The following is a 26,536-nucleotide window of genomic DNA, read 5'->3' on the forward strand; positions in this document are numbered from 1 at the left end:
CTGCTCTCGTTCACCCAAATCACATAGCAGATCCCTTAGTTTGTTAGGGAAAGTGCTCATGGGATTCTCTCGTTTGCCGCCTAGCTGTAGCCCCAACTGTCTTGGGGAATCACAAATTAATATGTCGAAATAGAGCGAGCTTCCGGTGAAGCCACTTGGTAGTCGAAACCACCGAGTAGGGTGGCTAAATTGCTGTTTGCGATGTTGAGATCGGTCAGCAGACGTTGTTGCTCTAATTGCAGAGCCAACTCGTCAGTCGTGGCAGAAATCACATCGTTAAACTGCGCTGTGTTGTTTTGATAACCTCGCTCAACGGCTTGAATGCGCGCTTTCGCTTGAGGCAATAAGGTGGATTGATAACGTTCTAAACGCTGGGTTAAGTTGCCGCGATCAACCAGCAAAGTGTTCACCTTGGCATTCATCTGCGTTAGTAAGGTGTCTTTTTGTGATTGTGCCGCGCCAACTTGGTATTGAGCGGCAGCAAGATTGCGATCTTGGCGGTCACCCGTAAACAACGGAATGTCCATGGTTAGGTAAGCGCTGACCAAGTCTGATGCTGGCTCACCCATCATGTTGTCGGCTTGGCGGTAGGCGTACATTACTTCGACGCCAAATTGTGGGTTGTAGGCTTGCTCAGCAATTTCCACCTGAGTTTTATTGGCAGAGATGCTGACGTCGGCCATCTTAACCATCGGGTGTTGGCTGAGTTGTTGATAATGCTTGGTGGAACCCTGACTAGCAGCAAGTTTGCCGTTCAGTGTGTCCCAATTAAGTTGGTTGCTCGCGTGCAGAGCCTGTTCATTCGCCAACCAATCTGAACCCAACCATTCGGAGAGTTGAGAGATAAGACGACGTTGCATTTGTGCATTGGCTTGCAGTTTCTCATCCAACTTGCTGACTTGTAATTGAGCGTTGAGTAGGTCTTGCGCTTCACTCTTACCAATCGAATAGTTGGTTTGAATAAAGCTTTCCATCTCCTTCATCAACTTGCGGTTCTCAAGCATGATTTGCTCCGCGCGTTGCTGGTAACCAAGCTCTAACCAAAGTTGAGTCATGCTGTTGGCTACCTCAAGCTCACGAGCATGGACTTGAAGCCCAAGGCCGTCAGCTTGTTGATTGGCTTTCTTCTGCTGTAAATCAAGCGTCGACCCACGCTCAAATTGTTGCATTAAACCAACGGAGATATTGGTCATTGGGTCTTCATCGAATTTGAAGCTGTCGACAGGCAAGCCACCAAAACCCACTTTCAGTTTTGGGTCCATCAAGGTCGCGCTCGCGACGCCCGTTTCACGCATGGCAGCAGATTGCGCAGAGTATTGCTTACGATTGCCATCGTTACTCAAAGCGACGTTGATCAGCTGGGCAAGCTTGGTCGTTGAAGCTCGCTCACTTGATGCGGAATTTTGCGCTGCGTGCGTCTCTTTACCAGCGGCGTTAACCAAGGTTGGCGCAGCGACCAGAGCCACCATAAAAATAGGTGCAGCTAAGCGGTATGGTTTGATATCCATAATCTAAATCCAGTGTTCGCCGGATCGATGGAGGTGCGGATTTTATTGCGGGAACAGTAAAGCCTTGTTACCTCATCGCTCAGGCGCATTAAAACAACCTGCGATACACGCGCAGGGTCGAATGCTAGGACGGATTTAGGCTATAGGAGGTCGGTATAGGTCGCGGCTGACGTGTACGACTGGGGAAGCAACTTCAGGAGTAATAGTTGCGCGATAGACGACGGGCATCGGGCTATTGACAGGATTCGGGAGGGGGACGAAAACTATCGTACACGCGGCAGTGCAGCAGGTATGAACCATGCCGGAGCCTCCACCACAGTTCATGCTGGTTTCTCTTGCATCGCCATCTTCGGACATAGAAGCGTCAGTCATGGAGACGTCCATCATGCCAGGCATACCGCAGTGTTCGCTGTCACTCATCATAGAAGGATGGTGAGCCATGTCAGTAGACATCATTTGAATATTCATCAACGGCTCACTGTTCGCCACACTAGATACCAATAGTACTAGCGTCGTGAAGAGAGTTAACCAGATTGTATGCAGCGATTTTAAGTGCATACCCTTTCCCATGTGTTTGATGAAAATGATGAAAACCCTTCGATTCTAAAGGTTAACCTAAGGGTAAGGTCAATCATTTATTACTCTTATTTTCAAAATAGTCCAACCCTACAGTTTTCGCACTTTCGAGGGAGTAAAACGTTTGTTAAATACCGAGTGTTGAAAGTTAGCGAAAGAAGCCCTCGCTTTTTATGACACGTGAAAAATGTGGTTTATAAGTTTTACATCACACTAACTTGTCTTACAAATGATTATCCTTATAGAATGCATGGTTTTACTTGTGCAGATTTGGATTTGCTTTGCTGCGGGGGTTGCATGATAGAAATTGTCATCGATGGAAAATATAGAATTGTAGAAGAGGGTCTAACCCTTTTAGAAGCAGCAAAAGTGTGTGGGGTCGAGATCCCATCGCTGTGCGGAATGAACAAAAGTAATGAAAAAGTACCGTGTGACTTGTGTGTGGTTGAAGTCGAAAGCGGCGGTACTAAGCGTGCGTGTGAACTTGAAGTTTACCGGGGCCTTAATGTGGTCACGCAATCAGAACAATTAAGCGAGCACCGCAGAAAAGCACTCAACCGCATCATGACGGACCATTACGCCGATTGTGAAGCGCCATGTAAAACCGCGTGTCCAGCGGGCGTTGATATCCAATCGTACCTTTATCACATCGCACAGAACGATCATCAAAAAGCGATTGAAGTGATTAAGCGTACGCTTCCTATGCCGCTATCGATTGGTCGTGTGTGCCCGGCATTTTGTGAGAGTGAATGTCGCCGCTCGTTAGTCGATGAGCCTATTGCAATTCGTCAGCTAAAACGTCATGCCGCGGATGCGGATTTGTCTGCGCATGAAGCCTATGTACCAGAAAAGAAACCAAGTAAAGGGTTGAACATTGCCGTCGTCGGCAGTGGTCCTGGTGGTCTAACGGCTGGCTACTACCTATCGAACGAAGGCTATGACGTTACGGTCTTTGAATCCATGCCAAAAGCGGGCGGTTGGTTGCGTTACGGTATTCCTGAATACCGTTTGCCAAAAGACATTCTCGATAAAGAAATCGAACTGATGTGCCGTAATGGCATGCAAGTTCACACTAATCAAAAGCTGGGTGTGGATTTCACGCTTTCTCAATTGAGCGAAGAATACGATGCGGTGTGTTTAGCTGTCGGCGCGTCTCAAGCGGTTGAAATGCATTACACAGGCAGTGACCTTGAAGGTTGCTACTTAGGCGTTGATTACCTTAAAGATTACGTCACTGAGCAAAACTATGTAACGGGTCAGAAAGTCGCGGTGATCGGTGGTGGTAACACGGCAATTGACTGTGCTCGTACTGCGCGTCGTGCTGGTGCAGACACCACGTTGATTTACCGTCGTACCCGTGACGAAATGCCGGCAGAAGACTACGAGATTGTCGAAGCGGAACACGAAGGGGTGAAATTCCACTTCTTAACCAACCCGGCAGAAAACCTTGCCGATGAAACCGGACGCGTGAATGCGATTCGTCTAGAACGCATGGCGTTGGGTGAGCCGGATGCATCTGGTCGTCGCAGCCCTAAACCAACCGGCGAGTTCTTCACCGAAGAGTTCGACACCGTGATTGCGGCAGTATCGCAAAAGCCAGATCTGAGCTTCCTCGAAGGCGAAGATTTGTCGATTCCGCTTACGCGTTGGAACACCTCTGATGCCGATGAAAAGACCATGCACACCGGCACGGGCAATATCTTCAGTATTGGTGATTTCCGCCGTGGTCCAGCAACGGCAGTTGAAGCGGTGGGTGATGGCCGCGTTGCGGCAAAAGCGATTGACCTGTTTTTGAATGGTGATATGGCGGATATGCCAAAGGCAGCGTTCAACTCGCGTAAAGAGAAGAAGCTCTCTCAAGTCGATCCGCTTCACTTCGAGAACATCCAGAAAGTCGCTCGCTCTATCATGCCTGAGCTGACTCCAGCACAACGCGAGCAAAGCTTCGCTGAAGTGGAGTTGGGCTTTGATAACGAAGAAGCGATGAAGGAAGCGGCGCGCTGCCTTGAATGTGGCTGTCAGGCAAATACCGATTGTGCGCTGCGTGATTACTCCACCGAATATGAAGCTGAGCAAAGCTTTGACTTCTCCTTACAGATTAAATCGCATCAAGATTGGTTAGATCTTCGTGCGAAAGACTTGCGTCATAAGTACGAAGTTGACCGTAGCTCTGAGTTTATTGAGTTTGATGCCAACCGCTGTATTAGCTGTGGTCAGTGTATCCAAGCGTGTCGTGACAAAGCCGTGCACGGCGTACTGAACTTTGTGTGCGACAAACAAGGTCGTCCTGCATTACGTCCTGACGACCGTCCACACTTTGGAAGTAACAAGAATGGCTTAACCCTAATGGGCGATTCGAACTGCGTGCAATGTGGCGCGTGCGTTCAAGTGTGTCCAACGGGCGCGATGGTCGATAGTCGTGACCGCTCACAGGGTCGTACTGAAGATCTGAAAGCGGTCGACACCATTTGTACGTACTGTGGTGTGGGTTGTAAGTTGACTATGTTCGTGGACGAAGCAACCAATACGATTCGTTACGTGAAGGGCGGTGACTCGCCAGTGAACCAAGGCATGCTGTGTGTGAAAGGGCGCTTTGGTTTTGATTTCATCGGCAGTGAAGAGCGTCTTACCACGCCTTTGATTCGTAAAGACGGTTGGTTGCAGCCTGCAAGTTGGGAAGAGGCGATTCAACTGATTGCGAGCAAGTTCTCTGGCATCAAGCAAGATTTTGGCAGCAACGCATTGGCGGGTTTCTCTTCAGCGAAAACCACCAACGAAGACAACTACGCGTTCCAAAAATTTGTCCGTCGTGAACTGGGCACCAATAACGTCGACCACTGTGCGCGTTTGTGCCACGCATCGAGTGTAACCGGTCTTGAGGCGTCACTGGGTAGTGGTGCAATGACCAACGACATTCCAAGCATTAAGCACTCGGATGTGATCTTTATTATTGGTTCGGATACCACATCGGCGCACCCGATCATCGCTTCACACATCAAACAAGCAATTCGTCACCACGGCGCTCGTTTGATTGTGGCTGACCCGAAACGTGTCGATATGGCAGAGCATGCTGAGTTGTACATGGCGCACCGTCCGGGTACGGATGTGATGCTCCTAAATGGCGTCATGCAGCAGATCATCAAGAACGGTTGGTACGATCAAGAGTACATCGAAGAACGTGTCGACGGCTTTGATACCTTGCTGCAAGAAGTAATGTCGCCAGCTTACAACCTCGATAAAGTGGAGTTGGTTACGGGCGTTAAAGCTGAAGACATTCAAGCAATGGCGCGTATGATTGGCACGGCAGATCGTACCGCTGTTTACTACTCAATGGGTATTACTCAGCACACGACAGGTCATGACAACGTGCGTTCTATCGCTAACCTGCAATTGCTGTGTGGCAACATCGGTATTGAAGGTGGTGGTATCAACCCGCTACGTGGTCAATCAAACGTGCAAGGCGCGTGTGATATGGGCGCGTTGCCAAACAGTTTCCCGGGCTACCAAAAGGTATACAACCCAATTGTGCGTCAGAAGTTTGCGATTGAATGGAACGCACCAAATCTGCCTTCTGAGCAAGGTCTAACCCTGACAGAAATCATTGATGCGGCTTGCCATCGTGACGTTCGTGGTATGTACATCATGGGTGAGAACCCAGTGTTGAGTGACCCGAACCAAGCGCATGTGATTGAAGGTTTAGAAACGCTCGACTTCTTGGTGGTTCAAGACATCTTCCTAACGGAGACTGCACAATACGCGGATGTGGTTCTGCCTTCTTGCTCGTTTGCTGAGAAAGCGGGTCACTTCACCAATACGGAGCGTCGTGTTCAACGCGTGAATCCGGTCGTAACGGCACCGGGTGAAGCGAAAGAAGATTGGTGGATTATCCAAGAGATCGCCAATGCAATGGGCAGTGATTGGGATTACCACTGCGTGTCTGATATCACTAATGAAATCGCACGAGTGACACCTCAATACGCGGGTCTTCGTTGGGATGCCATTACGCCAAACGGTGTGCAATGGCCGAGCAACAAGAACAACCCTGCGGGTACTCGCATCATGCACCAAACCCAGTTTACTCGTGGTAAAGGGCAAATGGTGGGTGTACCGTTCCGTTATGCGGCTGAGCTGCCAGATGAAGAGTACCCACTTGTGTTAACGACGGGTCGCGTACTTGAGCAGTTCCATACTGGAACCATGACGCGCAAAACCAAAGGGTTGGATAATCTTGCTGGCCCTCGTGCGATGGTGAGCGTGGAAGACGCAGAAGCGTTAGGTATCAGTAATGGTCAGCGTCTGACGGTATCTACACGTCGCGGGAGCATTGAGATTGATGCCTTTGTGACTAAGCGTATTCAAAAAGGAGTGGTGTTCATTCCATTCCACTTTGTTGAATCGCCAGTCAACCGTCTAACGACAACAGCGACTGATCCGCATGCGAAGATCCCTGAGTTCAAGGTCGCTGCGGTTAAAGTGGAAGTGAGCGAAAAGACAACGCAGACAGAGTCTCTCGAAGATAGTTACCAACACGTTTAAATTCGGCGAGTCACGTTGTTGTGGGCACTGACAATTTGAGCCTAGTTGATGGGCGGATAATCTACTCTTGATTTCCGCTCTCACTACATTCACTCGGATTGTCTTTTTCTTCAAACTCCTTTTACTTTTCTGTTATCACCGCGCTCCGGTTAGTTTTCCTTTCTTACTTCTTACTTCTTACTTCTTACTTCTTACTGTCTCTATGGCGTATTTTTGTTCAAGCCCATGATGAGAGTGCAATAAAGTTTGTTGTTGAGCTTGTCATAGAATTGACTGTCTCTGACTGTCCTCTGTTATTTGGGCAAGTTCTATAACCTAAACTTTGCTCGCTTCCTATACTGAATTAACGAAGCAAGATTTTTATAACAACAAGAGGAAGCTTGTATGACAAGAACAACCTCATTTGCACTCGTTTTATTACTTATGTGCGCATACTTTGGTTACAACCGTTATTATGTATACCCCCAGCAGTTGGAAACACAGGCGAAGTCCATGCTAATACAAATGGCAAATCGCGAAGAGTGGGTAGATGTGTTTGAGATGATGAATCGCGTAGACGCGCATAAGGGCCATTTGGAACTTGTTGCTGACGTGACATCCTCTGATGGTCAGCGTGCGTACAGTGAAGGTATTATCACGTACACGGATCGCGAAGGCGTTGTCTGTAAACAGGTAGTGTTCAACTTTAAAATAAACTCTTTGAAAAACTACAATATTTCCGATTTACGAGATTGTTCCTACGGTGAGTACTATTAATATTGTCTGAGAGTTGAGCTCGATAGCACAGTGTATGAATACACAAACAAAAAATAGCCCTTCGTTGGGGCTATTTTTGTTTTTAAGGAATGAACGCAATATCGTGGGATTAGTCGAGTGATTTTTTGAAGCGAAATGAAGCGACAATAAGGCCGATAACAGTGAATCCAAGTAACCAGACTGTATCTCGCCATAGCTCCATTAAATCTGCACCACGCAACACCACACCACGAATAATGCGCATAAAGTGAGTGGCAGGCAGGGCTTCTGAGATCCATTGTGCCGCGACGGGCATTCCTTCATAAGGGAACATAAATCCGGACAGAAGAATCGATGGCAAAAGAATAAACACCGTCATCTGCATGGCCTGAAGCTGTGTCGTCGCAATGGTGGATATCACCAAACCTAAGGTTAAACTCGCGGCGATAAACAGCAGCGTGCCAAACAGTATCTGACTAATGGCGCCGTTTATTGGCACGCCAAATATCCAGTGCCCCAATCCTAAAATGATAAACACCTGAATCAGACCAACAAAGATATACGGAATGATCTTCGCCACCATGAGTTCGATGGAGTGAATTGGCGTAGTAATCAGTAACTCTAAATTGCCGCGTTCTCGTTCTCGAACAATGGCTGCACTGGTGAACAAGATCATCGTCATGGTCAGAATCACGCCCAATAAACCAGGGACAATGTTCACCGCCGAGCGCCGACTCGGGTTGTAATACAGCGCAACTTCAAAGGTTTTGGTTGGGGCAGGGCGTATCTCAAAATCAAAATCCGTTAACGGCATGGTTTGTAGCGAGAGAATCGCAGAGCTGATCATGGTGTCTGAACCATCCACAATCCACTGTCCAAGCTCTCGACCTTGCACCATACGTTGGGTTAGGTCGCTAGGTAGAATTAAAGCCGCTCGCACCAAACCGTCTTGAATGGCTTGCTCGGCTTCTGAAGCGGTAGCAAAGGTTTCAACCACATCGACCACTTGCGTTACTTTAACGGACTCGGTAATCACGCGCCCGGCGGTACTGCCACTTTGATCAACGACACCAACGGGGATGTTACGAATATCCGTATTAATAGCGAAGCCGAACAGCAGAAGCTGAATTAGCGGGATCATCACGACCATGCCAAAGGTAATGCGGTCACGTGAAAGCTGACGGATCTCTTTGATCATCACCGCTTTCATACGGGCAATAGATTTCATCATTGGCGGCCTTCCCCCGTAACGCTGACAAACACATCTTCTAAGCTCGGGCGAGCAATGTTCATCTCGCAGCCCTCAAGCTCTGGAAAGGTTTGGGTTAACCATTCGATCGGTTGTTCGATGTGCTGGTGGATTAAAATGCGCAAGCGAATGCCGAGCTGTGCGGCTGAGCGTACCTCTTCGCGCTGAATGACTTTCTCTTTAAGCTCGCGTAAGTTATCCGCTTTGACTTCGACGATGTTAACGCCCATTTGCGCCATGAGCTCTTCTGGCTCACCATCGGCGCGGATTTCCCCGGCTTCCATAATGGCCAGACGATGACAGCGCTCTGCTTCGTCCATGTAGTGCGTTGTGACCAAAATTGTGGTGCCTTGGTCAGAGAGATCAAACAACTGCTCCCAGAAATCGCGTCGGTTCTCTGGGTCAACCGCAGATGTGGGTTCATCGAGAAACAACAGTTCTGGTTTGTGCATGGTGGCTGCGGCGAGAGACAAGCGTTGTTTCTGCCCGCCACTCATTCCGCCGACGCGCTGTTTACGTAGTTGGTCGAGACCGTAGGTGGATAGTTGTTCTTCGATGCGAGCTTTCAGAGCCTTGGTTTCCATACCAAAGATTTGTCCAATAAACTCAAGATTCTCTTGAACCGTCAGGTCATCATATAGGGAGAACTTTTGTGTCATGTAGCCAATCTTGAGGCGCAGAAGCTCAGATTGTTTTGGGATCTCTAGCCCAAGCACGTCCACGTTGCCCTCACTTGGGCTAAGCAAGCCCGTCAGCACACGAATGGTTGTCGATTTACCGCAGCCGTTAGGACCAAGAAAACCATAAATACTGCCTTTGGGCACATTAAGCGTGATGTTGTTGATGGCGGTGAAGTCACCAAACTTCTTCACTACATTTTCAGCTTGAATAGCGTATTCGGTCATTGGCTTACTCCACCAAATCCACTTGCGCTGGAATACCTGAAGGCAAGGATTGCGCTGAGTCTTGAAGGTCGACTTCTGCTAGGTACATCAAACGCGAGCGTTCTTCCTCGGTGAGCGCGAAATAAGGCGTGAATGAAGGTTCAGTCGCTACCCAACGAACGGTGCCACTATATGGTTGCTCAACGCCATCTACATGCACGTTAACCGTTTTACCCGGCACAAAGTTGACTCGATAATTGGCAGGAACATAAACACGGGCGTATGGGACGCGGCTCGCTTGAATTACTGCAACAATGCCATTGACAGGAACGCGTTCACCAAGGTTAAACGGTAGGTTATCTAACAAGCCATCTCGCGTGGCCGTGATGGTGAGTTCTGCCAGCTTTTGTTCTTGCAGTGCTACATCGGCTTTTGCAGCCATGAGTGCGGCTTTCGCTTGTTCAATATCTTCAGGACGAGAGCCAGCGGTCAGTTTGCTGAACTCTTCTTGTGAGGAGTCTAGCTCTGCACGGGCAGAATCTCTGGCTGCTAAAGCGGTGTCTTTTTCTGATTGACTGATGAGTTTCTTGCGAACTAACTCCGCTTTACGTTGGTAGTTCTTTTGCGCTTCAACCAATTGAGCTTCCGCTCTGGCAACGCGTGCTTGCGCTGCTGCAATGTCTTCTGGTCGCTCACCATTGGTCAATTTTAAAAGATAAGCGTCAGCCTTGGCTTGTTCAGCTACGGCGTGAGCTAAAACGGCTTCTTGGTTCTTTGTATCGAGCTGAACCAGCACTTCTCCTTCGGTGACTTGGCTGCCTTCCTTAATGGGTAGGGCACGAATTATCTCGCTAGAGGTGGCAGTGAAGGTTACGCGGTCACGTTCTAATGTGCCAAGGGCTTGCTGTCCGTCATCTTTGGAACAGGCAGTTACAAGAGTCAGGGCTAGGGTGCCAAGAATGATTCGCTTCATCATGCGACGCTTCCTCTAAGAAGGTGAGCTCGAACTCGTATCAAGCTATAGAAGAGTATGGGACTGCATTCAGTGTAACGTGAGTCAGTTTTGTCCGGCTAGGAAGTTAATTCCTTCAATATTCATCAATTGATTAATTATTGAAACTGGCTTTATCCTGCTGAAGCCGTGCTTTACTTGGCTCTTTTAAGTTGATTACATGAATATCATTTAAACAAAAATCTTGCCTTTCATGTAGAGCACGCCGTCGCCAGATACTCTTACTTGTTCGCCAGTAACTTCACAATGCAAAATTCCTCCGCGCTGAGAAGCTTGATAAGCAACCAGTGATGTTTTGCCTAATTCTTCTGCCCAGAATGGTGCTAATCCAGCGTGAATCGAGCCGGTTACGGGGTCTTCGTCGCCACCATTTGCAGGCCAAAAGTAACGCGATACAAAGTCTTGCTGATCGCCTTTCGCAGTAACGACCAGATCGTAAGGAGCGAGTGTTTTCAGAAGTTCGGAACGGTATTGAACCTCAAGTACCTTCTGTTGGCTGTCGACCACCACGAAATACGCTTGAGGGCTAAGCAGTACGCGTTCCACATCGCAACTTAAGCCTTCAATTAATGCCGAGGGAATATCAGAAACGGCTTTTGGAGGACGAGCAGGGAACGTCATCTCGATCTTACCTTGCGCATTCTTCTCTACAGTGAGCGTTCCTACTTCCAGTGTATGAAATTCAATCGTGCCATTAATGCCAAACTCATCAAACAGAACTAACGAAGAGGCCAGTGTTGCGTGTCCACAGAAATCGATTTCAGTAATCGGAGAGAACCAACGAATCTCATATCGGTTTGCGCCAATGGATTTTAGAAAAGCCGTTTCCGACAAGTTGTTTTCTGTCGCGATATTTTGCATCAATTCTGGGGCTAGCCATTCCTCTAACGGTATCACCGCTGCTGAGTTGCCTTTGAATTGCGTATCGGTGAAGGCGTCCACCACGTAGATATCCAATTCCATTTTCCTTCCTTATTCCGTGAGCGATTAATTAGCATAAACCAAGTGCAATTAAGAGAGTAAGAAGTTTGTGTTAGAATCTTAAAGTGTCAAAATTATAGATTATTTTGTGTTTTTTGATACTTGCTGAAAAGGATTCGGACTACTGGGTATTTAGACTAGTGTTGAATTCATTGAAAGGAAGAAAAACATGAAAGCGATCTACAGGTCAGTTTTGGTATTGAGTGTTTTTGCGGTCGGTTCTGCCCATGCATTTTAACTCGTGAGTAGAGATATTCAAGAAGGCCACCCGATGGCGAAGACATTTGAATACTCTGGTTGGGGATGTGATGGCGGGAATCAATCACCACAATTGATGTGGAAAGAAGCTCCAAAGGGCACAAAAAGTTTTGCGATCACCGTGTATGACCCCGATGCACCAACAGGCAGTGGTTTTTGGCATTGGATAGCGTTTAATATTCCATCCACCGTTAGCGAGCTGCCTCGAGGCATTGATATGAACAAGTTAGGCGGCAAAGAATCTCGTATTGACTACGGCACAACGGGGTTCGGCGGCGCGTGTCCTCCAAAGAATGATGGGATGCATCGTTACCAGTTTACGGTGTGGGCATTGCCAACTGAAGAACTGAATTTGGATGAAAACACGCCACCAGCCATTGTAGGGTTTACTTTGAATAGTGTTGCTTTGGGTAAAGCGACATTAACCACGACTTACACGCGATAATTGAATATAAGGGGAGAGAATGGGTCACCAATATCAGGTTACGCTGTTTCGTGCGGAGCAGCAGCAGAAGCTTCGTAATGTCAGGGTTCACTCCCCAAGCCTTATTCAGATTGTTAAGGGGAGTAAACATCTTTTCTGGAAAGACGAAGTACTCGACATCCATCATCCAAATATCATGCTTTGTGAAGCAAATGCATCCCTAAATTTTGAAAATCTTCCTCTACAAGGGCGATTTCTTTCTCGAATGTTCAGTTTTCACTGTGTGCCTAGCGATGAAATGTTGGAGCTAAGCATGAGCAACGCATTAGGAAACTATGTACCCGTTGTTGAGATAGATAAAGCATTGCAAGCGACGTTAAATGCTTTGTTTTCGTTTGAGCGGGAAAGCTTAAGTGAAGCGACACAACGCTATTGGATTATGGGTCTATATCAGCAGCTAGCTGAGAGAGGGTTATTACATCGGTTGTTCTCGAGTTCACATATCTCTTTTAGTCAGAAACTTAGTCGTTACTTATCGCGCTCTCCAGGGGAGGAGCATCCATTAGACATGGTCGCGGGGCACTTTGCTATGAGCCGAGCAACATTGATACGCAAACTGAAACAAGAAGGTACCCAGTATCGTGAAGTATTGGCAGAAGTGCGCTTAAATCACGCACTTTACTTGATGCAAAATGGCTCGTATAACGTTGCTATGCTCGCACAGTTGTGTGGTTATCAGTCAGAGGGGCGTTTTAGCCAACGCTTTAAAAGTAAGTTCGGCCTAACGCCCAGCGAGTATATTAAAACGGTAGTGAGTTAATGTTTTACCGCTTTTGTATTTTTTGTGCTTTTTAGGTTAGCCATAATATTTGGCTTTCATTCGCAATGCTACGTTCACCAAAGCAATCAATACAGGCACTTCGATCAGTGGACCAATGACACCAGCAAAAGCTTGGTCTGAGTTTAGGCCAAACACCGCGATAGAAACCGCAATTGCCAATTCAAAGTTGTTGCCCGTTGCCGTGAAAGCAATCGACGCATTTTTGTCGTAGTCGATGCCCATTTTCTTACCAACGAAGAAGCTGACAAAGAACATCAACACGAAGTAGATAGCCAGTGGAATTGCTACACGGAATACATCCATTGGCAGTTCAAGAATCATTTCACCTTTCAAGCTGAACATCAGTACGATGGTCGCAAGCAGGGCGATAAGCGTAATTGGTGAAATGCGTGGGATGAACACGTCGTTGTACCATTGTTCACCTTTCGCAGCGACCAGCCATTTGCGGCTTAGGAAGCCCGCTAGGAATGGGATCCCAAGGTAAATCAGAACACTTTCCGCGATGTCCATCATCGAGATTTCAACCACGAAACCTTCGTAACCAAAGACTGGTGGCAACACAGTGATGAACAACCATGCCATCACACTGTAAGTCACGATTTGGAAAGCGCTGTTTAGTGCAACTAGGGCTGCGCCGTATTCTTTGTTACCGCCACCGATATCGTTCCAGACAAGCACCATCGCAATACAACGAGCAAGACCGATCAGAATGATACCAACCATGTAACCCGGATGATCACCTAGGAAAGTCAATGCAAGGATGAACATCAAAATAGGGCCGACAATCCAGTTCATGACCAAAGACAGCGTGATCGCTTTTTTGTCTTTCGTCACTGTACCTAGCAGGTTGTAGTTCACCTTTGCGAGTGGCGGGTACATCATCAAAATCAAACCAATCGCTAGCGGTACGTTTGTGCTACCAACTGACATTGACTCGTTCCACTCAGCAACTTGAGGGAATGCTGCGCCAATGCCTACACCGATTGCCATTGCAACAAAAATCCACACCGTTAGGTAACGGTCCAAGAAGCTCATTTTGTCGCTGGCACTATTTAAAACTTGAGTAGTCATAGTGTTCTCTTATTCGTTTATCGTCGAAAGACGATAGTTAAAGGTATAGTTTATCTCTGCACGCCTGACCAGCGTGCAAAGGGAATTAATCAAATAACTTGGAAAATCCTAGATTGAACTGATCAAACGCGTCGCGTTGAATGCGGTAACACACCTTAGGTGGGTTTGGCTCGGCGCTGATAAAGCCAGCTTGCTTTAGAATGCGCAAGTGCTCGGAAACAGTAGATTGCGCAAGACCGAGTTCAGAAACCAAATCACTGTTCAAACAACCTCCCATGGTATCGAGCGTGTGCAGGATATGCAGAATGCGCAAACGTGCTGGATGTGACAAAGCTTTTGCTTGTGCTGCTAGAGTTTGTTCTTTCTCGAGCTGTTGTTGTGTTGTCTGAAAAACAACTTCGCACGTGTCGTTGCACTTATCACTCATTCGCTGGCCTTAATAGTTAATCGTCGAATTGCGATAAAGTGTACGCCTGCTCTGTGGAAGATGCAACAAATCGATGAAAAAATTAATCGGGAAATAACGATGAATAAAAATTTGAAAAAATATCTCTTTTAAAAACAGTAATATAATCAAAATTCAAGTAGGTTACTAAAAGTTAACTAATTGCACTATATTTCTAGGTTACCATAATAAACCACATCCGACGCACAATGGTTATTGCGTCATCTTGTGAACTTATTTAAAGGTAATCCCATGAGCAACGTACTGATCATCAACGCACACGAACCATCACCATACTCAGAAGGTCGTCTAAACGCTTCTCTTGTCGACAAAGCACAGACGCTTCTGCAAGCAAAAGGCCATGAGGTTCGCGTTGTGACAATGCAAGATGAGATCAACGTAGATGAGCAACTCGCACACTTTGAATGGGCTGATCGCGTGATCATCCAAAGCCCAATCAACTGGATGTCTGTGCCTTGGTCATTCAAAAAATACATGGACGACGTGTTTACTGCGGGTATGGGCGGCGCACTGTGTGCATTTGATGGCCGTAGCGCAGAAGAACCAAAGAAAAACTATGGTACAGGCGGTACTCAAACCAACAGCAAATACATGCTGTCACTGACATTCAACGCGCCAGAAGAATCGTTTGATGATGAGAACGAATACCTATTCCAAGGTAAAGGCGTGGACGATTTGATGTTCCACATGCACGCTAATTTCCGCTTCTTTGGTATGTCAGCACTGCCTACATTCGCTTGTTACGACGTGATGAAGAACGCAGATATCGAAAACGATTTTGTTCGTTTCGAAGCGCACATTAACGAAAACTTCTAATCCTTTTAGAAAGATAGTGCGAACTGAATGATGAATTGAGATGGACTGCTGCATGCGGTCCATTTTTATTTGTTTGCGGCGAGGTGACGTTTTTATTACTCTAAAGCACTAAATGTATCTAGCTTACTTTTCGTTACCTAGATTAGGTGCGTATCTTGAGGTGTATTGTGGAAAGCAGAATCAGTGTAGATAGCAAAGGTCGTAAGTCAGTGGCGAACGTATGTGCAGAGCCATGTGCTATCGAGAAAGGGATGCGTCTAATTGGTGGTAAATGGAAAGGCTCTTTGATTTTTCATTTGAAAGACGGCCCAGTTCGCTTCAATGACTTAGCTCGCATGCTAGGCGGCGCAAGCAAAAAGATGATTGACCAACGCCTTAAAGAGCTAGAAGCGGAAGGTATGGTGGTGCGCAAAGTGATCAGCGATCGCCCAATTGCAGTCAGCTATGAGCTAACAGAGTTCGGCCGTACCGCACTTAAGATTCTTGATGATTTGCGAATTTGGTCTGAAAAGCATCAAATTGAGCTTCGTTAAGACCAAAGTAGTTAATCGCAAACGTCACTCTCTTTTGAAAGCTGATTAACAATACATCGCCGTTTATACCCAAGTAACTTAGATGTGCTTCATTCAAATCGTAATTTGTTTCGTAAAACAACGTACTCTTTCGAGTCAGGCATATCGAAGCTACTTGAGCATAATCGTACTTTTTAAGTTTTTGATTTTTAGTTATTATTTTATCATACTTAATAAGTTGTAGAATAAATCACTCACTTCAGTTGAATTTAAAAAAGCACTATTTAATTCCAGTTTCTTTTCAAAATCGGAATATTTATCGAAATCCTCTTTCTCAACTAAACCTATTGGTGAGTTTTCGTTAACGTGGCTTTCATATTTTTTGATGGTATATAATTTAGATTTTTCGTCAAAATATTGAATTATCTTAATGTTAACGTCAGGTCTCTCCGTATTATACGTGATCGTAATTTTTTCATAATCTTTATTAATCGGAGTCGTAAGCCCTGTAGGGTAGATGATTTTAAACCCATTAATGTCATTCTTCTTCGTGCTTTTATAATGTTTTGAGTATGAAAAGTTTTCAATTGCACTTTTAGTGACGATAATTGACTCACCTTTCTTTAAACCGTATTCGGTACATTCATAATCATCGACAACCGTAGAATTTCTTGTCTTTTCAATCAGGTAGGACATGCTTGCAGATGTCCCTCCGTGTTCCAGTTTTTGTTGGTTTACAGAACAATAGAAATGACCTTTGTCTACCGTCATTGCGTTGACTTGTTCCGGATTTGAAATGGTGGGATGTATATCTTTTGCTGGATCGTTGTCGCTTCCTCCTGAACCGCATCCAACTAATCCGATACAAACGGCTATATAAAGCAAAGAGATTTTATTCATACTGTATTTCTCAATTAAGATGTGTGATTGCAAATAACGATTAATTACATTTTTATAAAGTGAAATGTTTTTTATTTTTAATTGAACGGTGTTTTATTGGTAATTTAATCGTTTGATTTTATTTTGTCTCTTACGGTATCTATGTTTTCATTTATGGTATGAATTATTAGATTTGCACAATTGTGAGTTGCAATAGGATAATAATCGCTAGCCAACTACTTGTGTAGGTACCGTTATGATTTATATATTCGTTAAGTCTAAGTTTTTAGTCTTAATTTCATGTATTTATCGTGAAAGTGACTTAGAAGTAAACAACTAACGTTGTTTGAGGGGAGCCTGGGCTTCACTGATCTTGTTTTTCATCAAGGCGTTGTATAATGAACAAGGACTCTATTTCCAACTTGTTGATACATATCAGATCTCACGGATCTGATATGCATTCCAAGTTATTCTCACTAAGGCAAGAATCCTAGCTTATTTAAGGATAGAAAGTTTACTTGGGTGTAGAAGATATTAGTAATCCAATGTGCCACGGATAGGGTAGTTATTGTTTGGATCGCGAATCCATGCCAATCCGCGTGATAGTGCGCCAAGCTCAGGGCGAACAAACGGGTTGTTTGAAATATCCACCACGTGTAAGTCGCCGTGTTCATTCACCACAAACAGACCTGGTTCTGCGAAATTATGATCGGTTTCCTGTTCAGATCGAGGAATAGATACATACAAGCCTAGCGTTTTCATTTGTTCTTCGGTCAGGCCGTAAGCGATAGGGAAGCTGATTTCGAGTTTCTCTAGATGCCCCTCTAGCTGTGCTTTTGAATCGCCAGAAACGGCAAGAATATCGACGCCAGCATCAGCGAAAGCCTGTTTGTAACTCTCAAGCTCGTTGAGGTACTTAGTACAAAGAGGGCAGTGTTTACCACGATAAACGAATACTGCTTGCCAAGTCGCATCACCTTGCGGCTGACCCAACGTTACGCTTGAACCATCTAGCAAAGTGGCTTGAAGATGAGGGAAGCTGTCGCCCGCTTTAAGTTTCACTGAAGTTGCCATATTGACTCCCGAATTGGTGGTGTATATCCATGAATGCCCCTTTCTCAACAAAGCGATTGGGGGATGAGACTTCAATGTAGACTCTGTTTTGCGGTGTTTCAACTAGTTAACTTTTAGTAACCTGCAATAAGGTATTGGAGTGCAAAAGATGAAAAAGCAGAACTTAAGATACAACGAAGTGGGGGTGTAGTATCAGGAGCTAAGTTCTGCTTGAGGTTAGGCTATGACCACTGGAACATATCGTTAAGATAAACCAGAGTCATCACTTCTATTTTATTACTCGATAGAGCTAGGCGTTGCTGAAAAAAGTACGCCATCATTGGCTTCTTCATTTTTTCCTCCTTTAGCTGACGAGTAAATTATGTGTATAAAAGGGGATATAAAAAAGAGAGTGCTTTTGTTGGCTTTTTTCCTAATAACGTAAATATATGGGGCTTTAAAGCCGAATTTGTAGGTTAATTGTGGAAAAGGGGAACAGATAATTAGGAAGTTTTCTTATTTTATTACCGCCAACTTAAGTAAACTATTCCTATCCACAAACTTCACAGATCTAAGGTTGATTCAGTGTCTGATCTCAATTTGTTTCGCTATTACCAACGATTACTCTCGTTTAGCGTTGGTGATGAAACAAAAACCACGTTACAGGACATTGCCGACATCATGTTCACTTCTTCTCGGCATGCTCGTAGCTTGCTAACGCAGATGCAGCAGAAGGCGTGGTTGAGCTGGCACCCGAAAGCTGGGCGGAACCAACGATCGACTCTTATTCTGAATATGGAGTTAGACGTTTTAAAAGAGAGCTTGGCTCTTGAACGTATCAAGTTAGGCAAGTATGAAAAAGCACTGGCGATATTAGATGAAGACGAAATGGCATTTGGCCGTTTGTTAAAAACAACGTCTGGTGCTTCTGTGCAAGAAGGACAGCTCAATATTCAATTAACCTATAAGCGAATGTTTGAGCGCGTCGTCCCACATCAACTTCAGCGTAGCAGCGAACGTTTCTTATTAAGGCAAATCTATTGTTGCTTAGTTTCGAGTGATAACAATGGGAAAGTGCAACCAGAACTCGCACATCACTGGCGTTATGACGAAGACACCTATGAATGGACTTTCTACCTTCGTCCAGGTCTGACTTTTCATAATGGTAATTCCATTGATGCAGAAACAGTGGTTAGCTTGTTTGCAAAGTTGAGTTCACTACAGTATTACGAAAAAGAGTTGGCACATGTTGCTAACATTACTGCGCCAACGCCATCGAAGGTTGTTTTTAAGCTTAATCGAGCTGACTTGGGCTTTGCTGGACTTATTTCTGGTGTGAAATACGGCATTCAACCAGTAAGCCAAGTTAACGTAGCGAATAACAAGCTGGTGGTCGGAAGTGGCCCATTCTCTGTTGTCGAGCACAATGAAAGTCGTTTAAAACTGCAAGCATTTAATGGTTACTATGCATGTAGAGTTCTAACGGATTTGGTGACTATCTGGATTGTTAATGACGAGCAAATGGAGAACCCGTCATTGGCAGCAAATACGTTGCAAAGGGATGCTTCGCCCGAGGAGGATTTGTGTGGACACTATATGTCGACGCAAAACCGAGAAAACTCATCGGCGAGCAAGCGTAGTCGAATAGAAGATGGTTGCTTATTCGCCTTATTTAATCAGCACGCTAAGCACAAACTCTCTTTAGCGCAGCGCCGTTATACTAGTGAGCTAATTCAACCTGAGCACTTGGCCGAAGTGATGCGCCGCGAGAATATTGTATTTGGGAGTATACCCGCTTATAACCTGCTACCAGGTTGGAAGCCAGTGCTCCGTCCGTTTAGTGAGCCGCTTAAGTTACCTAAACACATTACGATAGCCGGATATAACTATACCGCATTGCGTCGCTGTGCGCGGGCTATTTCTAATCGTTTGGCGAGTGTTGGCAGTAAAGTAGAAATTGTTATGTATTCCTACCGTGAGCTGAACGAGAAGGCTAAGAACGGTGAGCTAAATGAGACGATGGTCGTGACGAACATAAACCTAGATGATAATCGTCATGCCTCAGCGTTCACGAACTTCTTCAGCAACGCTGTGCTATTCCACACTTTGGGAGAAAAGAACGCACAATGGTTAGATGAACAACTACAGAGAGTCAGATCTTTCGTTCCACTTGAGGACTACCTTAATGCATTGGAGCCAATTGCATCGACGTTGATCAGCGAGTATTGGATTGCACCCATGTTCCACCATACACAAACTTTGCGTTTCCAAGGTGTTTTAGAAGACGTCGCTCTTACTAACTGGGGTTGGCCAGATATTCGCTCGGTGTGGTCTGCGGATTAACTGCCTTAGTTATATAGCAAAGTGCTGCTTCACGAATTCAATGAAGGCTCTGGTTTTCGCCGATTGATAGATGAGCTGCGGATACACCAAGTACACCGCGTTGTGCTGGTGGTCGGTTTCTTCCGATAAAACCTGCACTAGACGGCCGTGCTCAACGTCTTGTTCGACAAAGTAACTTGCTAACCGAGCAATGCCATTGCCAGACAGGGCTGATTCTTTGAGTAAGCGGTTTTCATTGCTTGAAAGCCAACCTTGGGTTTGAACTGTTCCCGTTTTTAACGGCCACTCTTTTTGATGCAATGTGGTTAAGCATTGATGCTCTTGTAAATCATCTAATGTCTCCGGCGTACCTTCTTCTTGCAGATACTGAGGAGAGGCAACCAGCCAGTGGTGGTAGTCCAAAAGGTGATGCGCAATCATATTCTCTGGCGGCGTTCTTGTCGCTCGAAACGCAAAATCAACGCTGGTTTCTGTCAGATTAAACGCTTGATAGCTAGAAAGGATCTCGAACTCTACGTTTGGATGTAAAGCGCGAAACGCTACGCACAAATCATGCAGCACCGCTTCAGCAAACATCTTGGGAGCGGTAAGACGAATCAGACCGTCTATTTGTTCAGATCGCTGACTTAAACTCTTTTCCATTTCCATTACGCGGCGTTTGAGATCTTCCGCTTGTGCAAAGATCGATTCACCTTCTGCCGTCAATCTCACGCTGCGTGTGGTTCGAACAATCAAAGGCGTTGCGAGTTCCGATTCCAATCGCTTGATTTGTTCCGACAGGTAACTTTTAGAGATACCAAGTTGCTCTGCTGCTCTAGAAAAGTTGAGTGTTTGAGCCACTTCAGCAAACAGCATCAGTTTTTCGATTCTCTTATAATCTGCCATCTTTATTGCTCGCTTTAATTGTTCGGTAACGAGGATAATGAATTCGATTTTACGGTATTAAACTAATTTTTACGAACGGTAAGATGGTTCGAGTTAATTTAAGAAATTGAAGATGCAGAAATCGGAAAAGTGAGAATAACGATGAACAATCCAACACTACCGCTCGCCAAAACCTTACCTAACGTTAGCCGCTTGGTCTTCGGCTGTATGGGACTTGGAGGGGAGTGGAATCGCAACCCATTAACCGCCCAAGATGAAAACCAAGCTTATGCCGCTGTAGAGGCAGCATTAGAGGTTGGCATCAATCTCTTTGATCATGCGGATATCTACAAATTCGGTAAGGCTGAAGAAGTGTTTGGGCGCATCTTAGCCAATGACTCAACCTTACGAGAACGAATGTATCTGCAATCAAAGTGCGGCATCCGTCTAGGAGATGAGCAAGGTGTTAAGCAGTATGACTTCTCTGCCAAATGGGTGACGGCTTCTGTTGAGGGCATTCTTGAACGCCTTGGCGTGGAAAATCTTGATGTTTTGATGCTGCATCGTCCTGATCCTTTGGTTGAATTTGAAGAACTGGGCACAACGCTAAAAGCCCTGAAACAAGCTGGCAAAGTTAACCACTTCGGTGTTTCTAACATGAACAGTGCTCAAATTGACCTTCTTCAACAAGCAACGGGCGAAGTTGTTGTGGCGAACCAGTTGGAAATGAGTCTGGCTAAGTCTGACTTTATTAAGCAAGGCATGGGGCTTCCTTCGTCGGAATCTGACTACGTTGCGGGAACACTGGAACATGCCCGTAAGCATAATATCCAACTGCAAGCGTGGGGCAGTATGGCGCAAGGAAGATTCTCAGAGCGTGGTTTACATTCTGATGATCACAACACCAGACAGACGGCGGAGATGGTGATGGCGCTAGCAGCTGAATATGGCGTGTCGTCTGAGGCGATTGTTTTAGCCTTCCTAACGCGTCACCCAAACCAAATTCAGCCTGTTATTGGTACTGCAAACCCACAGCGTATTCGCGCTTGTGCTCAAGTAGAGAACGTCACGCTATCACGTAGCCATTGGTATGGCTTGTTCGAGAAAACCCTTGGTCATGAGATCCCGTAGGAGAGAAAAATGAAATACGTACAAGTTCAAACTCTGATTCAAACGGCATTGGAAATTGCGACTGCTCGCAAGCAGAACATTGCGGTTGCCGTGGTTGATACACATGGAGAATTGCTCGGTTTTGCCCGAATGGATGATGTGAGTGTGCAAGCAGGTTTGTTGGCACAGAACAAAGCTTACACCTCGGCTAGAGACCGTCAGCCTAGTGGCAATCTGGGCGCTTGGGCTCGTGAGACAGGTAAGCAGTTGAGTTATTGGACTGACCCGAAGATCACAGGCTTTATGGGTGGTGTGCCTATAGAACAAGAGGAGAAAGTCGTCGGTGCAATTGGCATTAGCGGTTTGGCTGAGCAAGATGATGAAGCACTTGCGATGGAAGTATTAAACGCGCGTTGAGTATAATGTTTATCAGTAGGTGTGATGCTTTGTCCAGCTTTGTACTCACTGTAGGGACTCAAGTTCACAGGCTTCGTCGAGTCACAATGCTATCTAATAGCCTGAAGTAAGCAGAAGTTGAAATCGCGAACTATGATTAATTTATTTGAAAGCTTTGAGGCCTAAATATGTTTCATAAGGTATTCGTTTCGCTATTTTTTGTTCTCCTCTCAGGCTGTGGTACGAGTGACAGCGCGTTAAAAGAGAGCGGTTATGATGAAGCTTATATCCAAGGCTTTCATGACGGTCGGCATAGTGGTATGCAAGAGGCAGGGAATGATTTTGAACACTATATTAAGGACGAAACAAGGTATCAAACCGACTCAGATTATCGGCAAGGCTGGGATGCTGGTGAGGTAGAGGGTAACAAGTTACAAAAGCAGGCGACCGCGATAGGACAAGGCATGATTGATAATTCATATGAAGAACGTGATGTCTTTGATCCTGATAAAGTGGCGAAAGATGCAATAAAAGGCGTTGATACATCGGAACTGAAAAGCCTAGAGTAACGGACTGATATAAAGAATAAAACTCGTCATTTGACGAGTTTTATTTTTGTCTAAACGATTCATGTTTCAACGCTCAACAGGGCATTCATCGTTTGGGTATGAGTAATGTCGTTAATCACCTTTCTTGTTCTTTTGTTCAAGGATTAACGATAACAGGCGAACGAGCAGGGACTGAGCTTCCGGTGAGAGCAATCGCGCCACGGCCGTTAAGTCATTTGCTGTGACATGCTGAACATCACGTACATCTAAAGCAATATCTAGGTCAGTCAAATGAAGCGAACGCAATATGGCACGATATTGTGAGAGTTTAAGATCGGACTCTCCGCGCTCGATCCTTTGATATGTTTTTACGCTCATTCCAGCGATGTTTGCCATTTGCTCACGGGAGAGGCCATTCGATTTTCGTCTTGCGATCAGTGCTTGAATTATAGGGTCTACCTGCATGTGCTCTCCTGAAAGGACAGTTTTGACCTAAACGGAGCAAGAAGTGGACCAGTTTAACCACCACATATTTACCTGCTTTGCAATCAGTATAAAAATAACTGTCTTATAAAAACGTAAATATTTTAGTCAGTTATTAACTCAATGGAAAAGTATCAATCATACAAATCAATAGAAACGAAAGCTTCTATTCGCAAAATGCAACGCATTTTAGATCATTTATTTAGTGAAATTGATCAGCAACATCGTGAGACTAAAGAGAATGTTGTGACACTGATTCAACAGTCACAACAGCGATTGATGAACTACAAAGAGCTTTACCTTCACAAAGAATCGATAAGTGAAGTAGAGCTGCGGATGGCGCATGAAAACATGAGTGAGACTGAGAAGCAGGTCGCCGATATGGGTATTCCAGTGTTAACTTATATCATTGGCGCGCTAGATAAAGCGTATTAACACAGTCGTAAAGTCGGGCGATACAAGATTTACGCAATTTCGATCAATTGATGACATCTAAAAGAAAGGATGCAAATGCTGGGGAACCACACCCAGCATTCGGACACTCATTTACCTATATTTTCGAACCGTAAATCAGTGTTTAGAGGTATGTGAACCGAACGTGTCGGTACGCAGCGAATAATAGCGATATTGTCCGATCTAGGCTACGTCCTCGGAATCTAACACCTTCACTTAAACTGTAAATTAATCTGTACACCCAGCCAAATTGAGCCATTGAGCACGTTCTTCCTTCTCTTTAAGCGATAAAAGACTAATTAGTGACGAAAAAAACAACACATCTTAGGTAAAAGATAAGAGTTGTTAAAATATATCGCTATAAGATTGACCTTTTGCTTTTCAATCGTCCTGCTTATGCCTTACAATCTTTTCGAACCAAATCCATTCATAACGAATGGGGTTGATGAATTAAGATGAACAATTTTGCTTCGAACCCAAAGTTGCGCACATTTCATCAACGATGACATCGCCAAAAACGACTCTCAAGTGTTCATGTGCAAATGATTAACCACCTTTTGTTGCGTGTCTTCTTAGCCATACAGGGCTCTTGTAACATAGTGCTCTTGTAACCAAATTTTGACTAAGTCGGAGCGTTTTGTTGTGTGCTTTAGATAAAGCACAACTGGCGAGAAATTAACGGATTGAATTTAGAGGTATTAACCGTGAACCTAAAACTTGTCGGCAGCTCCCTGATCGTTGCAGGTACTGCTCTTGGCGCTGGTATGCTTGCTATACCAATGGTGCTTGCTCAATTTGGCCTCCTTTGGGGCACTCTTCTTATGTTGTTCATCTGGGCTGGAACGACTTATGCTGCGCTGCTCCTTCTTGAAGCCAGTTGCAAAGTAGGTGGTGGTGTGAGCATGAATGCAATTGCTCGCGAAACGCTTGGTAAAGGAGGCCAGTTGGTAACCAACAGCTTGCTTTACGCCCTGTTAGTTTGTCTATTAATGGCTTACATCATTGGTGCGGGTGATCTCGTACAAAAAGTAACAGCCTCAATTGGGCTTCCAACATCTACGATCTCAAGCCAAGTCGGTTTTACTCTTTTAGTTGGTATCATTGTTTCGGCAGGTACAGGGGTAGTAGATAAGCTGAATCGCGGTTTGTTCCTAGGCATGATCGTAGCGCTGATCCTGACACTTTTTGCGCTTGCACCAAGCGTCTCGTTTGAAGGACTTGATGAGGTTGTGAGCGACGATAAAATGGCACTTATCAAAACCAGTTCGGTGCTTTTCACCAGTTTCGGTTTTATGGTCGTGATCCCATCGCTTGTAACTTACAACAAAGAAGCGAGTAAAACACAGCTGCGTAATATGATTATCGTGGGCTCAACTATTCCGCTTGTTTGTTACCTATTATGGTTGTTAGCGGTTGTCGGCAATCTACCACCTCATGAGCTTGTTCAATACTCCAACGTAACAGAGTTGATCTCGGTACTAGGTCAGCAATACGAGGGCTTAGAGTTCATCCTATCCATGTTTACTGGTTTGGCACTACTAACGTCGTTCTTAGGTGTTGCAATGGCGCTATACGATCAAAATGCAGACCTACTGAAAGCAAGTAAGCCAGTGATTTTTGTTACTACTTTTGTGCTACCACTATTAGGTGCTGTATTTGCGCCAGAACACTTCCTAGCTATTCTCAGCTACGCGGGGATTATTCTTGTGTTTCTCGCGGTCTTTGTTCCATTATCAATGACCATGAAAGTGCGTCGAGTGCCGGTAGAAGATGACAATATTTATGAAGCTGGTGGCGGCGCAATGGGAATGAGCATGATCTTCCTATTCGGCTGTTTCTTGCTGTTTGCCCAAGCAGTATAAAATCACGCTAGCTTATTTAAAAACTGAGCCGCTCGTAGTCAAACGGGCGGCTTTTTTGTATTCATAGCCGAACCCAGGCCACTCGAAGTCATCAGCATTTGTGATGTTTGACGTTTCTCTGATAATCACGGTTAGCGCTGACTTTTTAGTAAAACTCCTTAGCGAAAGGCTGACATGTACAGTGATTCACCCTTCTATTATATCGATGTTGATATGAATAAGAGGCTCTGTTGTGTCAAAGCAATTATCTTTTGCCATGGTTGGCGTTATGTTGTCTTTAGGTGTGTTGAGTACAGAAGCGGTGGCTGACCCGAAGCATAAGCATGGACATCGGTACGATCACCATCATGCGCATCACCACCATCATAAACACAAGCGCAAGCACAAGCATAAACACAAACATCGTGACGTTATTTATGTGGAGACCAGACGACCAAGGCGCAGTTACTATTACCATGACCGAATTCCTCGGAATAGTACCTACATAAAGATTGGAGATTTCACTTATCTAAAAGTGGACGATCGTTATTATCGCCGTTCTAATGATCGCTATATCCATGTCGAGTTCAATTAAACTTGAAAGGGCACATAGTCGGCGTTCTTGTAATGTTGAGCTTAATAGCAACAACATGTCACATGTAACATCGACCAATACTAGGGTTGAGGGTTAAAAACA

The 26,536-nt window shown here is 45.3% G+C and carries 24 protein-coding genes and 1 pseudogene; 13 read left to right on the top strand and 12 right to left on the bottom strand.

Annotated elements, in window-relative coordinates; all coding sequences use genetic code 11:
* Positions 1-116 precede the first annotated feature (116 nt).
* Together R8N28_RS00685 and R8N28_RS00690 are read right to left on the bottom strand one after the other, a co-directional pair.
* Positions 117-1,508, bottom strand: a complete 1,392-nt coding sequence (locus R8N28_RS00685; RefSeq protein WP_065275409.1) for a TolC family protein — start codon at positions 1,506-1,508, stop codon at positions 117-119.
* A gap of 135 nt (positions 1,509-1,643) precedes the next feature.
* The gene (locus R8N28_RS00690) at positions 1,644-2,066 is read right to left on the bottom strand and encodes a hypothetical protein (RefSeq protein WP_065275408.1); all 423 of its coding nucleotides are present in this window, start codon (positions 2,064-2,066) and stop codon (positions 1,644-1,646) included.
* 315 nt (positions 2,067-2,381) lie between these two features.
* Here R8N28_RS00690 and fdhF point away from each other — a divergent pair, with 315 nt between their 5' ends.
* Complete coding sequence (gene fdhF / locus R8N28_RS00695; RefSeq protein ID WP_065275407.1) at positions 2,382-6,620, top strand: formate dehydrogenase subunit alpha; 4,239 nt, start codon at positions 2,382-2,384, stop codon at positions 6,618-6,620.
* Positions 6,621-7,004: 384 nt separating this feature from the next.
* The gene (locus R8N28_RS00700) at positions 7,005-7,376 is read left to right on the top strand and encodes a hypothetical protein (protein WP_005375433.1); all 372 of its coding nucleotides are present in this window, start codon (positions 7,005-7,007) and stop codon (positions 7,374-7,376) included.
* A gap of 109 nt (positions 7,377-7,485) precedes the next feature.
* Here R8N28_RS00700 and R8N28_RS00705 read toward each other — a convergent pair whose 3' ends face one another.
* The 4 genes from R8N28_RS00705 to R8N28_RS00720 form a co-directional block, all read right to left on the bottom strand.
* The gene (locus tag R8N28_RS00705) at positions 7,486-8,583 is read right to left on the bottom strand and encodes an ABC transporter permease (protein WP_017635233.1); all 1,098 of its coding nucleotides are present in this window, start codon (positions 8,581-8,583) and stop codon (positions 7,486-7,488) included.
* Positions 8,583-9,509, bottom strand: coding sequence for an ABC transporter ATP-binding protein (locus tag R8N28_RS00710; protein WP_047101669.1), 927 nt, complete (start codon positions 9,507-9,509; stop codon positions 8,583-8,585). The genes R8N28_RS00705 and R8N28_RS00710 overlap by 1 nt, the downstream gene beginning before the upstream one ends.
* Before the next feature lie 4 nt (positions 9,510-9,513).
* The gene (locus R8N28_RS00715; RefSeq protein ID WP_373924835.1) at positions 9,514-10,464 is read right to left on the bottom strand and encodes an HlyD family secretion protein; all 951 of its coding nucleotides are present in this window, start codon (positions 10,462-10,464) and stop codon (positions 9,514-9,516) included.
* 207 nt (positions 10,465-10,671) lie between these two features.
* A complete protein-coding gene (locus tag R8N28_RS00720) occupies positions 10,672-11,463 on the bottom strand; it encodes a PhzF family phenazine biosynthesis protein (RefSeq protein ID WP_065275406.1) in 792 nt (263 codons plus the stop codon).
* 187 nt (positions 11,464-11,650) lie between these two features.
* Here R8N28_RS00720 and R8N28_RS00725 point away from each other — a divergent pair.
* Together R8N28_RS00725 and R8N28_RS00730 are read left to right on the top strand one after the other, a co-directional pair.
* Positions 11,651-12,184 (top strand): annotated as a pseudogene (locus R8N28_RS00725) (YbhB/YbcL family Raf kinase inhibitor-like protein).
* Positions 12,185-12,203: 19 nt separating this feature from the next.
* Positions 12,204-12,983, top strand: a complete 780-nt coding sequence (locus R8N28_RS00730) for a helix-turn-helix transcriptional regulator (protein WP_065275405.1) — start codon at positions 12,204-12,206, stop codon at positions 12,981-12,983.
* A 36-nt stretch (positions 12,984-13,019) separates the two neighbouring features.
* Here R8N28_RS00730 and arsB read toward each other — a convergent pair whose 3' ends face one another.
* Together arsB and R8N28_RS00740 are read right to left on the bottom strand one after the other, a co-directional pair.
* Positions 13,020-14,075 carry an ACR3 family arsenite efflux transporter gene (gene arsB, locus R8N28_RS00735; protein ID WP_065275404.1) on the bottom strand — a complete coding sequence of 352 codons (1,056 nt, stop codon included), beginning with the start codon at positions 14,073-14,075 and terminating at the stop codon, positions 13,020-13,022.
* Between the two features lie 85 nt (positions 14,076-14,160).
* On the bottom strand, positions 14,161-14,502 hold the full coding sequence (locus tag R8N28_RS00740) for an ArsR/SmtB family transcription factor (RefSeq protein WP_009706198.1): 342 nt from the start codon (positions 14,500-14,502) through the stop codon (positions 14,161-14,163).
* A 270-nt stretch (positions 14,503-14,772) separates the two neighbouring features.
* Between R8N28_RS00740 and R8N28_RS00745 the strand changes: the two genes are divergently transcribed.
* Together R8N28_RS00745 and R8N28_RS00750 are read left to right on the top strand one after the other, a co-directional pair.
* The gene (locus R8N28_RS00745) at positions 14,773-15,357 is read left to right on the top strand and encodes an NAD(P)H-dependent oxidoreductase (protein WP_005375454.1); all 585 of its coding nucleotides are present in this window, start codon (positions 14,773-14,775) and stop codon (positions 15,355-15,357) included.
* A gap of 167 nt (positions 15,358-15,524) precedes the next feature.
* Positions 15,525-15,890, top strand: coding sequence for a winged helix-turn-helix transcriptional regulator (locus tag R8N28_RS00750; RefSeq protein WP_017821620.1), 366 nt, complete (start codon positions 15,525-15,527; stop codon positions 15,888-15,890).
* Between the two features lie 195 nt (positions 15,891-16,085).
* Here R8N28_RS00750 and R8N28_RS00755 read toward each other — a convergent pair whose 3' ends face one another.
* Both R8N28_RS00755 and R8N28_RS00760 read right to left on the bottom strand, forming a co-directional pair.
* Positions 16,086-16,769 carry a hypothetical protein gene (locus R8N28_RS00755; RefSeq protein WP_065275403.1) on the bottom strand — a complete coding sequence of 228 codons (684 nt, stop codon included), beginning with the start codon at positions 16,767-16,769 and terminating at the stop codon, positions 16,086-16,088.
* Positions 16,770-17,282: 513 nt separating this feature from the next.
* Positions 17,283-17,822: a redoxin domain-containing protein gene (locus R8N28_RS00760; protein WP_005385152.1), complete on the bottom strand. Its 540-nt coding sequence runs from the start codon at positions 17,820-17,822 to the stop codon at positions 17,283-17,285.
* Between the two features lie 564 nt (positions 17,823-18,386).
* Between R8N28_RS00760 and R8N28_RS00765 the strand changes: the two genes are divergently transcribed.
* A complete protein-coding gene (locus R8N28_RS00765) occupies positions 18,387-20,144 on the top strand; it encodes an SgrR family transcriptional regulator (RefSeq protein WP_065275402.1) in 1,758 nt (585 codons plus the stop codon).
* Positions 20,145-20,153: 9 nt separating this feature from the next.
* On the opposite strand, the gene R8N28_RS00770 is transcribed toward R8N28_RS00765, so the two are convergent.
* The gene (locus R8N28_RS00770) at positions 20,154-21,029 is read right to left on the bottom strand and encodes a LysR family transcriptional regulator (protein WP_017635840.1); all 876 of its coding nucleotides are present in this window, start codon (positions 21,027-21,029) and stop codon (positions 20,154-20,156) included.
* 141 nt (positions 21,030-21,170) lie between these two features.
* Between R8N28_RS00770 and R8N28_RS00775 the strand changes: the two genes are divergently transcribed.
* The 3 genes from R8N28_RS00775 (at position 21,171) to R8N28_RS00785 (ending at position 23,083) form a co-directional block, all read left to right on the top strand.
* The gene (locus tag R8N28_RS00775) at positions 21,171-22,139 is read left to right on the top strand and encodes an aldo/keto reductase (RefSeq protein WP_033906813.1); all 969 of its coding nucleotides are present in this window, start codon (positions 21,171-21,173) and stop codon (positions 22,137-22,139) included.
* A gap of 9 nt (positions 22,140-22,148) precedes the next feature.
* A complete protein-coding gene (locus R8N28_RS00780) occupies positions 22,149-22,535 on the top strand; it encodes a GlcG/HbpS family heme-binding protein (protein WP_064369145.1) in 387 nt (128 codons plus the stop codon).
* Positions 22,536-22,702: 167 nt separating this feature from the next.
* On the top strand, positions 22,703-23,083 hold the full coding sequence (locus R8N28_RS00785; RefSeq protein ID WP_005375467.1) for a hypothetical protein: 381 nt from the start codon (positions 22,703-22,705) through the stop codon (positions 23,081-23,083).
* A gap of 111 nt (positions 23,084-23,194) precedes the next feature.
* On the opposite strand, the gene R8N28_RS00790 is transcribed toward R8N28_RS00785, so the two are convergent.
* Positions 23,195-23,527 carry a helix-turn-helix transcriptional regulator gene (locus tag R8N28_RS00790; protein ID WP_005375470.1) on the bottom strand — a complete coding sequence of 111 codons (333 nt, stop codon included), beginning with the start codon at positions 23,525-23,527 and terminating at the stop codon, positions 23,195-23,197.
* Positions 23,528-23,668: 141 nt separating this feature from the next.
* Here R8N28_RS00790 and R8N28_RS00795 point away from each other — a divergent pair, with 141 nt between their 5' ends.
* The 3 genes from R8N28_RS00795 (at position 23,669) to R8N28_RS00805 (ending at position 26,434) form a co-directional block, all read left to right on the top strand.
* A complete protein-coding gene (locus R8N28_RS00795; RefSeq protein ID WP_005375472.1) occupies positions 23,669-23,980 on the top strand; it encodes a hypothetical protein in 312 nt (103 codons plus the stop codon).
* Positions 23,981-24,702: 722 nt separating this feature from the next.
* Positions 24,703-25,860 (top strand): amino acid permease, encoded by a 1,158-nt coding sequence (locus tag R8N28_RS00800; RefSeq protein WP_005375474.1) that lies wholly within the window; start codon positions 24,703-24,705, stop codon positions 25,858-25,860.
* Between the two features lie 232 nt (positions 25,861-26,092).
* Positions 26,093-26,434, top strand: coding sequence for a hypothetical protein (locus tag R8N28_RS00805; protein WP_080276968.1), 342 nt, complete (start codon positions 26,093-26,095; stop codon positions 26,432-26,434).
* Positions 26,435-26,536: the final 102 nt, after the last annotated feature.

The sequence above is a fragment of the Vibrio sp. Vb1554 genome (genome assembly GCF_033344235.1).